Below are 12,963 nucleotides of genomic sequence, written 5' to 3' on the forward strand. Positions count from 1 at the left end.
CGTTCTGCGGGGGCAGGGCCCTCACCGTGCTCGTGCCGCCGGGTCCGCCCGGCCGTCCGTCAGAGCCGGTCCAGCCACTCCTCCACCGTGCGGGCCGTGGTGCGGGAGTGCTCCTCCATCACCGTGAAGTGGGTGCCGGGCACGTCCACGGCGGTGTGCTCCAGCTTCCAGGACGGCCGCCAGTCGTACTCCTGGGTCCACTCCAGCAGCGGCTCGCTCGCCCGGACCAGGAGCGTCGGTGCCTCGATCGGGTCGGGCAGCAGGCCGAGGAACATGTAGCGGGCCATGGCGGTGACCCAGGCGTCGCCCCAGTCGTCGGCGTCCGCGCTGACCTCGGTGGTGTGCTCGGTGACCGGCCCGGAGTCGTAGCGGTCGCTGAGCTGCTTGCCCATCGCGGCGGCCATGTCGCCGAGCGCCTTCTCCTCGACGTACGTGTCGACGAGCACCACGCCCGCGGGCCCCGCGCCGCGGCTCTCCAGCTCCCGCGCGACGGCGTGCGCGACGAGCCCGCCGGAGGAGTGACCGGCGAGCACGACCGGCTTGCCGCCGGTGTGCCGCAGCACGGTGTCCGCGTGCAGCCGCACCAGGGCCTCCTTGTCGGCGGGCAGCAACTCGCCCTCCAGGAAACCGGGATGGGTGATCACGCTGACGTCGCGCCGGTCGCGGAAGTACGCGCCGAAGCGGGCGTAGTCGTACGCGCTGGAGCGGCCCACGAACGACGTGAAGAGCACCACGCCGACCGGGTCCGCGCCCCGGGACAGCGTGAACGGGACGCGCGGCGCGCCCAGTTCGGCCTCGTCGGTGAACGAGGCGCGGAACTGCGCCATGGTCCGCAGGAGCGGGATCAGGTCGTCGGCGCGGCCCTGCCGTGCGGCCTCGTCGTACAGCTCGGCGAGGCCGGTCGCGGGGCGGGGGTCGGCGGCCGGGAGGGTCGCGGCGGGGGCCGTCGCCTCCGGTGCCGGGGAGTGCCGGCGCGCGGCGTCCGACTGCTGTGGGGCCGGGGGCTGTGGTGCCCGGGCCTGCCGGGTGCTCTCCGGCTGCCCGGCCGCCGTCCGCTCGCGCGTCGGCGCCGTGTTGTCCCGGACCGCGGGTGCGGCCTGGTCCAGGTCGGCGGCGAGGCGCTCGGCGAGCGACCTCGGCGTGCGGTTCTGGAAGACCAGAGTCGCCGGGAGCCGCAGGCCGGTGGCGGCCATGAGGCGGTTGCGCAGCTCGACGCCGGTCAGGGAGTCGAAGCCGAGCTCCAGGAAGCCGCGCTCGTCCTCGACCCGGTCGGCGGACGCGAGGCCGAGTACGGCCGCTGCCTGGTCCCGGACCAGGGCGAGGAGCAGACCGGCGCGCTCGTCGGCGGACGCGGCCGCAAGGCGGCGGGCGAACGCCTCCGCCTCCGAGGCCGCGGCGCCGACGGCGGCCCGTCGGGCGGGGACCCGCACCAGGCGCCGCAGCAGCGGCGGCACGGCGTCCCCCTGCCGGGCGCCCGCGCGCAGGGCCGCCGTGTCGAGTCGTACGGGGAGCAGCAGCGGGGTGCCCGAGGAGCGGGCCGTGTCGAAGAGGGCGATGCCCTCCGCCGAGGACAGCGGCAGGACGCCGCCGCGCGAGATCCGGGTGCGGCGGGCCTCGTCGAGGTGCCCGGTCATCTCGCTGCTCTCGGCCCACAGGCCCCAGGCGAGCGCCGTCGCGGGTACGCCTCGTGCGCGCAGGTGGTGCGCGAAGGCGTCGAGGAAGGCGTTGGCGGCCGCGTAGTTGCCCTGTCCGGGGCTGCCGAAGGTGGCGGCGGCCGAGGAGAACAGGACGAACTCCGCGAGGTCGTGCCCCGCCGTCAGCTCGGCGAGGTTGAGGGCCGCGTCCAGCTTCGGCCGCAGCACCGCGTCCACGCGCTCGGGCGTCAGGGACGCGACGAGGGCGTCGTCCAGGACTCCGGCCGTGTGGACGACGGCGGTCAGCGGGTGCGCCGCCGGGACCGTGGCGAGCGCGGCGGCCAGCTCCTCGCGGTCCGCCGCGTCGCAGGCGACGACGCGGGCCTCGGCGCCGAGGGCCGCCAGTTCGGCGACGAGCTCGGCGGCGCCCGGGGCGTCCGGCCCCCGGCGGCTGGTCAGGAGCAGGTGCCGGGCGCCGTGCTCGGCCACCAGGTGGCGGGCGACGAGGGCGCCGAGGGTGCCGGTCGCGCCGGTGATGAGGACGGTGCCTTCGGGGTCGGGGGCGGGGCTGGGGGCGTCCGGGGTGGCCGTCGGTGCCGTCGCGGGCACCAGGCGCGGCACGAGGAGCGCTCCCCCGCGTACCGCCAACTGCGGCTCGTCCAGGGCCAGCCCGTACGACAGGAGCGCGGTGGCGGACTGCGGGGCGGCCGCGTCGGCGTCCAGGTCGACCAGGACCAGTCCGGCCCCGTCCGGTCCGCCCGCCTGCTCGGACTGGGCCGAGCGGGCCAGGCCCCACAGCGGGGCGTGGGCGAGGTCCGGGGCGTCGCCGTCGGTGGCGGCCACCGCGCCGCGCGTCAGCAGGACCAGGCGGGTGGCGGCGAGGCGTGCGTCGGACTGCCAGGTCTGGAGCAGGCCGAGGGCCCGGTTCAGGGCGGTGCGGGCCTGCTCGGCGGTGTTTCCGTCTCCGTGCGCGAAAGTGCTTCCGTCTCCGTGCGCGAACGTGACGAGCACCGTGTCCGGGGTGTCGGCGCCGGCGTCGAGGGCGGCGTACAGCGCGTCGGTGTCGGCGTACGTGTCCACGCGCGCGCCGGACGCGGCGAGTTCGGCGCCCACGTTCAGGGGGTCGGGGTTCAGGGGGTCGGACCCGACCGTCGCCCAGGTCGTGCCCGCCACGTCGGCCGCGCCTGCGGTCACCGGTGTCCACTCGACGCGGAACAGCGCGTCCCGGTGGCCGCCGTCGGAGGCCGCCCGCAGGTCCTCGGGGGCGACGGGGCGCAGTTCGAGGGAGTCGGCGCGGGCGACCGTGGCGCCGGTGTCGTCGGCGAACAGCAGCTCCACGCCCCCGGTGCCGGCGGGCCGCAGCCGGACGCGCAGGACGGTGGCGCCCTGCGCGACCAGGCCGACCCCGCTCCAGGCGAACGGCAGCCGCACCCCGTCGGCCTCCGCGAAGGGCGCGAGGGCCACGGCGTGCAGGGCGGCGTCGAGGAGAGCCGGGTGCACGCCGAACGCGCGGGCGTCCCGGTGTTCGCTGTCGGGCAGGTGCACCTCGGCGTAGACGGCGTCGCCCGCGGGGTCGCGCCAGGCGGCCCGCAGCCCCTGGAACGCGGGGCCGTAGGCGAGTCCGCCGTCGGCGAGGCGCTCGTAGAACCCGTCGAGGTCGACGGCCTGGGCGCCCTCGGGCGGCCACACGGTCAGCGGCTCGTCGGGCGCCTGCGGGGTGTCGGCGAGGGTGCCGGTGGCGTGCCGTGTCCACGGGGCGTCGGGGGTGCCCTGGGTCCGCGAGGACACCGTCAGCGGGCGCCGCCCGGTCGTGTCGGGGGCGCCGGCCCACACCTGGAGGGTCACGGTGTCGTCCTCGGCGACAACGAGCGGCGCGTGCAGGGTCAGTTCGTCGACGAGATCGCAGCCGACCTCGTCGCCGGCGCGCAGGGCCATCTCCACGTACGCGGTGCCGGGCAGCAGCACGGTATCCCCCACGGCGTGGTCCGCGAGCCAGGGGTGGGTGCGGCGGGAGAGGCGTCCGGTGAGCACGTACTGGTCGGCGTCGGCGAGTTCCACTGATGCGCCAAGCAGCGGGTGACCTGCCGACTCGATGCCCACGGCGGTGACGTCGCCCGTGCCCGCGGCGGCGGGCTCGGGCCAGTAGCGCTGCCGCTGGAAGGCGTACGTGGGCAGGTCGAGGGTGGTGCGGGCGCCGGGAAGCAGCGCCTGCCAGTCGAGTTCGGCGCCGTGGGCGTGCGCTTCTGCCAGGGAGGCGAGCAGCTGGTCCTGGCCGCCTTCGTCGCGGCGCAGGGAGCCGAGCGCGACGGCGTGGGTGTGCGGGGTGGCGTCGATGGTCTCCTGCACCGGGACGGTGAGCACCGGGTGGGGGCTCATCTCCAGGAACAGGCCGTGGCCTTCGGCGAGCAGGCCGCGCGTGGCCTGCTCGAAGAGGACGGTGTGACGCAGGTTGCGGTACCAGTACCCGGCGTCCATCGCGGTGTCGTCCAGCCAGGAGCCGGTGAGGGTCGAGTAGACCTGGACCTGGGCCTCCTGCGGAGCCACGTCCGCCAGGGCGTCCAGGATCCGGGCCTCGATCTGCTCCACGTACGTCGAATGCGAGGCGTAATCCACCGGGATCGTACGAGCCCTGATCTCCCGCTCGGCGCACCGGGCGACGAGTTCTTCCAGGGCCTGCGGGTCGCCGGAGACGACCACCTGGGAGGGGCCGTTGACGGCGGCGATCTCGACGCGGCCGTCCCAGGTCTCCAGGAGCGCTTCGGCCTCGCTCTGCGGCAGTACGACAGAGACCATGCCGCCCTTGCCGGACAGTTCCCGGATGGCCTGGCTGCGCAGGGCCACGACACGGGCCGCGTCCCGCAGCGACAGCGCCCCGGCCACGCAGGCCGCGGCGATCTCGCCCTGGCTGTGCCCGACGACGGCGGCAGGCTTCACACCGGCCGCCTGCCAGACGGCGGCGAGCGAGACCATCACGGCGAAGAGGACGGGCTGGACCACATCGACGCGGTCGAACCGCTCGCCGCCCAGCTCCTCCAGCAGGTCCCAGTCCACGAACTCGGACAGCGCGTCGGCGCACTCCCCCATCCGCTCCGCGAACACAGGGGACTCTTGGAGGAGTTCACGCGCCATGCCCGCCCACTGGGAGCCTTGCCCCGGGAACACGAACACCGGGCGGACCGTGCCGCCCTGGGCGCGGCCCGCGACGACGCCCTCGGCGGTCGTGTCGCCCTGCGCCAACCGGTCGAGTCCGGCGAGGAGTTCGTCGCGGTCCCGGCCGATGACGACGCCCCGGTGCTCGAACCGCGACCGTGTCAGAGCCAACGACCGGGCCACGTCGCCCAGTTCGAGGTCGGCGTGCTTGAGCAGATGTTCCCGGAGCCGGTCCGCCTGGCCCCGCAGGGCCTCCGGGGACTTCGCGGAGAGGGCCAGCGGTACGAGGCCCGGGACCACCGACGGCTCCGAGGCCTTCCCGGGCACCGGCTCCTCGGTGTCCGGCGCCTGCTCCAGGATCACGTGCGCGTTCGTCCCGCTGATGCCGAAGGAGGAGACACCCGCGCGGCGCGGCGCGCCGTCCTCGCGCGCGGGCCAGTCACGGGTCTCGGTCAGCAGCTCCACTCCCCCGCCGGTCCAGTCGACCTCGGGGGTGGGGGCGTCCACGTACAGCGTCTTCGGCAGGATGCCGTGCCGCATCGCCATGACGGTCTTGATGACGCCGCCGACACCGGCGGCGGCCTGGGTGTGGGCGATGTTGGACTTCAGGGAGCCGAGCCACAGCGGCCGCGCTGCGTCACCGGGCCGGTCCTTTCCGTACGTGGCGATGAGGGCCTGGGCCTCGATGGGGTCGCCGAGCGTGGTGCCCGTGCCGTGTGCCTCGACGGCGTCGACGTCGGCAGGGGTGAGCCGGGCGTTGGTGAGGGCGGCGCGGATGACGCGCTGCTGGGAGGGGCCGTTCGGGGCGGTCAGGCCGTTGCTCGCGCCGTCCTGATTGATCGCGGAGCCGCGTACGACGGCGAGGACCTGGTGGCCGTTGCGGCGCGCGTCGGAGAGCCGCTCCAGGACGAGCATGCCGACGCCTTCGCCCCAGCCGGTGCCGTCCGCCGACGCGGCGAACGACTTGCAGCGGCCGTCGGGGGCGAGGCCCCGCTGGCGGCTGAACTCGGCGAAGGAGGTGGGGGTCGGCATGACCGCCGCGCCGCCCGCGAGCGCCATCGTGCACTCGCCCTGGCGCAGCGCCTGCACGGCGAGGTGCAGCGCGACGAGCGAGGACGAGCAGGCGGTGTCGACGGTGACGGCCGGGCCTTCGAAGCCGAAGGAGTACGAGAGGCGGCCGGAGGCGACGCTCGCCGCGTCACCGGTCATGACGTAACCCTCGACGCCTTCGGCGCCGTTGAGGGTGGTCGAGTAGCCCTGGGTCGACAGGCCGACGAAGACGCCGGTCGCGCTGGCGCGCAGCGCCGACGGCACGATGCCCGCGCGCTCGATGGCTTCCCAGGAGGTCTCCAGGAGGAGCCGCTGCTGCGGGTCCATGGCGAGGGCCTCGCGCGGGTTGATGCCGAAGAACTCGGGGTCGAACTCGTCGGCGTCGTGGAGGAAGGCGCCGGTGGTGACGTACGTCAGGCCCTCGTCGCCGTCCACGCCGGCACCGTCGCCGTCGAAGCCCGCCGGGGCGGTGACGTCCCAGCCCCGGTTCTCGGGGAACCCGGACAGGCCGTCCGCACCGTCGAACACCATGCGCCACAGGTCCTCGGGCGAGCGTACGCCGCCGGGGTAGCGGCAGCTCATCGCGACGACGGCGATGGGGTCGTCGTCCTGCTCGGCCGCCTGGTCGGCGGTGCTCCGCGCGGCGGCGGGGGCGGCGGACTCGGGGAGCGAGCCGAGGAGTTCCGTCCGCAGGTGTCCGGCGAGGGCGACGGGCGTGGGGTAGTCGAAGACGAGACCGGCCGGCAGGCGCAGCGCGGTGGCGGCGCCGAGCCGGTTACGCAGCTCGACGGACGTCAGCGAGTCGAAGCCGAGCTCCTTGAACGCCTTGGTGGCGTCGACGGATTCGGGCGAGGGGTAGCCGAGTACGGCGGCGACGTCGGCTCGTACGAGGTCGACGAGGAACTGTTCGCGCTCCTCCGCGCCGAGTGCGGTGAGACGCTCGGCCAGGGATTCCTGGTCGTCGGCCGCCGAGGCGCCCGATTGCGGGGCGGCGGCCCTGCGGACCTGGGCGCGGATGAGGCTGCGGAACAGCGGGGGTATGTCGGTGCCGAACTGCTGGCGCAGGGTGTCGGTGTTGAGCTTCATCGGGACCAGGGCGCCGTCGGGCTGGGCCAGCGAGGCATCCAGCAGGGCCAGACCCTCCTCCGCCGACAGGGCCGCGACACCGGCCCGGTTCATGCGGTCGATGTCACCGTCCGCCAGCGCTCCGGCCATACCGCCCTGATCCGCCCACAACCCCCACGCAAGCGAGGTCGCGGGCAGTCCCTGCGCGCGACGGTGCTGGGCCAGCGCGTCCAGAAAGGCGTTGGCAGCCGCGTAGTTGGCCTGCCCCGCGCTGCCCAGCACACCGGCCGCCGAGGAGAACAGCACAAACGCCGACAGATCCAGACCCGCGGTCAGCTCGTGCAGGTTCACGGCCGCGTCCACCTTCGGCCGCAGCACCGTGTCCAGACGCTCCGGCGTCAGCGCGGTGACCACACCGTCATCGACCACACCCGCCACATGCACGACCGCGCTCAGCTCGCCGCGTACGTCCTCTACGAGCGCGGCCAGCGCGTCACGGTCGGCCACGTCGCAGGCGGCGATGGTGACGTTCGCGCCCAACTCCTCCAGTTCCGCCCGCACTTCACCCGCGCCCGGGGTGTCCTCACCCCGGCGCGAGACCAGCAGCAGATCCCGTACCCCGTGCTGCGCGGCCAGGTGCCGGGCCACGACCCGGCCCAGCCCACCCAGCGCACCCGTCACCAGCACAGTCCCCCGGCCCTCGAAGTGCGGCGGCAGGGTCAGCACCACCTTGCCCACATGCCGGGCCTGGCTCAGGTACCGGAACGCCTCCGGCGCCCGCCGCACATCCCACGCCTTGACCGGCAGCGGCTTCAGCACGCCCCGCTCGAACAGGGACAGCACCTCCGCCAGCATCTCCCGAATGCGATCGCGTCCTGCGTCGATCAAGTCGAAGCTCTGGTAGGTGACTCCGGTGTGCTCCTCGGCGACGGCGTGCGGGGCGCGGAGGTCGGTCTTGCCCATCTCCACGAAACGCCCGCCGCGCGGCAGCAGCCGCAGCGACGCGTCCACGAACTCCCGCGCCAGGGAGTTCAGTACGACGTCGACGCCCTGGCCCTCGGTCCGCTCAAGAACCGACGCCTCGAAGTCCAACGTCCGGGAGGACGCGATACGAGAGTCCTCGACCCCCAACTCCCGCAGCACGCCCCACTTTCCGGTGCTCGCGGTCCCGTACACCTCGGCACCGAAGTGCCGGGCCAACTGCACCGCGGCCATGCCCACCCCACCGGCAGCCGCATGCACCAGAACCGACTCGCCCGCCTCCAGGCCCGCCAGGTCCCGCAGCGCGTAATACGCCGTCAAGAACACCGTCGGCACCGACGCGGCCTGCGCGAACGTCCAGCCCTCCGGCATCCGCGCCACCATCCGCGCGTCCGCCACCGCCAGCGGCCCGAACGCGGCCTCCAGCAAGCCGAGGACCCGGTCACCGACGGCCAGGTCGGTGACCTCGGACCCGACTTCGACGACGACACCGGCGCCCTCGGTGCCCATCACCGCGTCGCCGGGGTACATGCCCAGCGCGATCAGCGGGTCACGGAAGTTGACACCGGCGGCGCGCACCTCGACCCGTACCTCGCCCGCTCCCAGGGGCCTGCCGCCGGACACTTCGGCGTCGTCGGCCACCGGCAGCAGCGCCAGGTTCTCCAGCGTGCCCCGGCCCGTCACCCCCAACTGCCAGGAATCGCCCGCCGGAACCGCCAACGCGCCACCACCGGCGCGCACCAGGCGCGGCACCCACACCACGTCGCCGCGCACCGCCACCTGCGGCTCGTCCAATTCCAGCGCTCCGGGCAGCAGCGCGAGAGCCTGCTCGCCGCCGTCGACGTCCGCGAGGACGAGCCGCCCCGGGTTCTCCGACTGCGCGGACCGCACCAGACCCCACACCGGCGAGTCCACCAGACCGGCCGTCGACACCACGTCACCGGAACCCACACCCACGGCCCCGGACGTCACCACCACCAGACGGGAGCCGTCGCCGCCCTCGAAGGCCAGCCACTCCCCCACGGTGCTCAAGGTGTCGTACAGGGACGAACGTACGGACCCGGCGACGCCCGGCGCGTGGTCGGCGGAGGCGGCGGCGCAGGCGACGAAGACGGTTTCGGGTACGGCAGCGCCGCCCTCGACCGCCGCGGCCAGAGCGGCCACGTCCGCGTACGCCGCCACCGTCGCACCGGCACTCTCCAGCGCGGCGCACAACCCCAACTCGTCCGCCCCCAGGACGGCATAGGCACCGCCCGACGCGGGCGCGGGCGCGGACACCACGCTCCAGTCCACGCGGAACAGCGAGTCGTGGCGGCCGCTCTGTTCGGCACCCGTGTCCGGTGCGGCGATGGGCCGCAGGACGAGGGAGTCCACGGCGGCGACCGGTGCGCCGGAGGCATCGGCGATGGACAGGGCGACGCCGTCCGTTCCGGCGGCGGTGAGGCGCACGCGCAGCGCTGACGCGCCGGTCGCGTGCAGGGTCACGCCGGTCCAGGAAAACGGCATGCGGCCCTGCTCGGTGTCGGACACGAAGGTGCCGAGGCCCAGCGGGTGCAGGGCGGCGTCGAGGAGCGCCGGGTGCAGGCCGTACGCGGCCGCCTCGTCGCGCTCCTCGTCGGGCAGCGCGACCTCGGCGAAGAGTTCGTCGCCGCGCCGCCACACGGATCGCAGCCCCTGGAACGCCGGGCCGTAGCTGAATCCGGCGGCGGCGAGGCTGTCGTACAGCGCGTCGGTCCCGGCCTGTTCGGCGTCGGCCGGGGGCCACTGGGTGAGGTCGGCGTCGGCGGGGTGGCCGGCCGGGGCCGGGGCGAGCGTTCCCGTGGCGTGGCGCAGCCAGGGCTCGTCGGACCACAGTTCGTCGGAGGACTGCTCGTGGGAGGGCGCTGCCTGGGTGCGCGAGTAGAGGTTCACCGGGCGGCGGCCGAAGGTGTCGGCGGCGCCCACGGCGAGCTGGAGCTGTACGGCGCCGCGCTCGGGCAGGACCAGGGGTGCCTGGAGCGTCAGCTCCTCCAGGTGGGCGCAGCCGACGCGGTGCCCGGCGTGCAGGGCGAGTTCGACGAAGGCCGTGGCCGGCAGCAGGACCGTGCCGCCCAGGGCGTGGCCCGCGAGCCAGGGGTGGGACGCGAGCGACAGTCTGCCGGTGAAGAGGTAGCCGTCGATGTCGGCGAGCGCGACGGCGGCGCCGAACAGCGGGTGCTCCGCCGGGTTCAGGCCGGTGGCGCGGACGTCGCCGGTGCCGCCGGTGCCGGGACGCGGCCAGTAGCGCCGGTGCTGGAAGGCGTATGTGGGGAGGTCCACGCGGCGGCGGGACTCGGCCGGGGCGTAGAGCGGCGTCCAGTCGACCTCGACGCCGCGCACGTGGGCCTTGGCGAGGGCGGTGAGGAAGGTGTCCGTCTCCGGGCGGTCCTTGCGCAGCGCGGCGATCAGGCCGGTCTGTGCGGCCGGGTCGGTGAGGGTGTCGTGGGCCATCGCCGTGAGGACGGAGTCGGGGCCCAGCTCCAGCAGCGTCGAAACGCCGAAGTCGGTGAGGGCGCCGAGGCCGTCGTGGAAGCGGACGGCTTCGCGGATGTGGCGGACCCAGTAGGCGGGGTCCTTCAGTTCGTCGGCGGTGGCGAGGCGCCCGGTCAGGTTCGACACGACCGGCAGGGCGGTGTCCCGGTAGGTCAGGTGCTCGGCGACCTTGCGGAAGTCGTCCAGGATCGGGTCCATGAGCGGCGAGTGGAAGGCGTGGGAGACCTTCAGCCAGCGCACCTTGCGGCCCTCGCCACGGAGAGTCTTCTCCAGGCCTTCCAGGACTCCGCGCTCGCCGGAGAGCACCACCTGTGCGGGACCGTTCACCGCCGCCACACCGGCACGGTCCTCCATGCCCTCCAGCAGCGGCAGCACGTCGGCCTCGGCCGCCTGCACGGCGAGCATCGCGCCGCCCTCGGGCAGGGATTGCATCAACTTGCCGCGTGCAGCGACCAGTTGGGCCGCGTCCTCCAACGACCAGAGTCCTGCTACGTGCGCGGCTGCCAGCTCGCCGATCGAATGCCCGCCGACGATCTCAGGCCGCACCCCGAAGGACTCGGCAAGCCGGTATAGGGCCACTTCCACGGCGAACAGCGCGGGCTGCGCGTACCCCGTCTGCTCCAGCAGCTCGGCATCCTCGCCGAACATGACGTCCCTCAGTGGACGCTCCAGCAAGGCATCCAGGTGGGCGCACACCTCGTCCAGCGCCTCGGCGAACACCGGGAACGTCTCGTACAACTCCCGGCCCATACCGATGCGTTGGCTGCCCTGCCCTGTGAACAGGACCCCCAGACGCCCCTCGACCACGAATCCCAGGACGGCCCCGGGCCCGCCGGAGGCGACGGCCTCAAGGCCGCCGAGGAACTCCTCCCGCTCCCGGCCGAAGACAACAGCCCGGTGTTCGAGGGGGGATCGCCCGGACAGCAGGGTCCAGCCGACGTCGACGGGGTCGAGGGCGCCGTCGGCGGTGACGTGGTCGCGCAGCCGGTCTGCCTGTGCCCGCAGGGCCTCCGCGCTCCGCGCCGACACCAACCACGGAACGGCACTGGATAGAACGCTCGTTTTAGTGGACTCGGTGGTCTCCTCCACCGGAGCCTGCTCCACGATCACGTGCGCGTTGGTGCCGCTCACGCCGAACGACGAGATGCCCGCGCGGCGCGGGCGTCCGGCCTCCGGCCACGCGCGGGCCTCGGTCAGCAGCTCGACGGCGCCCGCCGACCAGTCGACGTGCGTGCTGGGCCGGTCGGTGTGGAGGCTCTCGGGCAGGATGCCGTGGCGCATCGCCATGACCATCTTGATGACGCCCGCGACGCCCGAGGCGGCCTGGGTGTGGCCGATGTTGGACTTCACCGAGCCGAGCAGCAGCGGGCGGTCGGCGGGCCGGTCCTGGCCGTAGGTGGCGAGCAGCGCCTGGGCCTCGATGGGGTCGCCGAGGACCGTTCCGGTGCCGTGGCCCTCGACGGCGTCGATGTCGTCGGTGGCGAGGCGGGCGGCCGCGAGGGCCTGGCGGATGACGCGCTGCTGGGAGGGGCCGTTGGGGGCGGTGAGGCCGTTGCTGGCGCCGTCCTGGTTGACGGCGGAGCCGCGTACGACGGCGAGGATCTCGTGGCCGTTGCGGCGGGCGTCGGACAGGCGCTCCAGGGCGAGGACGCCGACGCCCTCGCCCCAGCCGGTGCCGTCGGCCGCCTCGGCGAAGGGCTTGCAGCGGCCGTCGGAGGCGAGGCCGCCCTGGCGGCCGAACTCCGCGAACGCGCCGGACGTGACCATCACGGCGACGCCGCCGGCCACGGCGAGGTCGCACTCGCCCTGCCGCAGCGCCTGCGCCGCCAGGTGCAGGGCGACCAGCGACGACGAGCAGGCCGTGTCGACGGTCACCGCGGGGCCTTCGAGGCCGAACACGTACGACACCCGGCCGGAGATGACGCTGGAGACGTCGCCGGTGAGCAGGTAGCCGTCGACGTTGTCGGGCGACGCCATGAGGGCGGGGCCGTAGCCCTGGGCGGTGGCGCCGACGAACACGCCGGTGCGGCTGCCGCGCAGCGAGGCCGCGGGGATACCGGCCCGCTCGAAGGTCTCCCACACGGACTCCAGGAGGAGGCGCTGCTGCGGGTCCATGGCCATGGCCTCGCGCGGTGAGATGCCGAAGAAGGCGGCGTCGAAGTCGCCCGCGTCGTAGACGAAGCCACCACCGCGCTCGGGGCGGCCGGAGCCGTCCGCGCCGCCCTCGGTACGGCCGTTGAGCGCGTCGACGTCCCAGCCCCGGTCGGTGGGGAAGGCGGAGAGCGCGTCGCGCCCGTCGGCGACGAGCCGCCACAGGTCCTCGGGGCCGCGTACGGCGCCGGGGTAGCGGCAGCTCATGCCGACGACGGCGACGGGCTCGGGCTCCTCCGCCTCGGCTTCGCGCAGCCGCCGGCGCGTCTCGTGGAGGTCGGCGGTCACCCGCTTGAGGTAGTCGAGGAGCTTTTGCTGGTCCGCCATCGGAAACTCACCTGTTCGCGTAGTCACAGAAAAACCGCACCGGTCGGGCCGGCCGGGCCGTGCGCCGGCCCGGCCGGACTGATTGGAGAAAATG

The 12,963-nt window shown here is 74.4% G+C and carries 1 protein-coding gene and 1 pseudogene; both read right to left on the bottom strand.

What is annotated here, in order from left to right; translation table 11 throughout:
• Positions 1 to 59: 59 nt before the first annotated feature.
• Positions 60 to 827, bottom strand: coding sequence for an alpha/beta fold hydrolase (locus AC0KTA_RS04110; RefSeq protein ID WP_481056303.1), 768 nt, complete (start codon positions 825 to 827; stop codon positions 60 to 62).
• 276 nt (positions 828 to 1,103) lie between these two features.
• A pseudogene (locus AC0KTA_RS04115) lies at positions 1,104 to 12,896 on the bottom strand (SDR family NAD(P)-dependent oxidoreductase); the annotation flags it as partial.
• Positions 12,897 to 12,963 lie beyond the last annotated feature (67 nt).

Source organism: Streptomyces sp. Y309 (assembly GCF_056712025.1).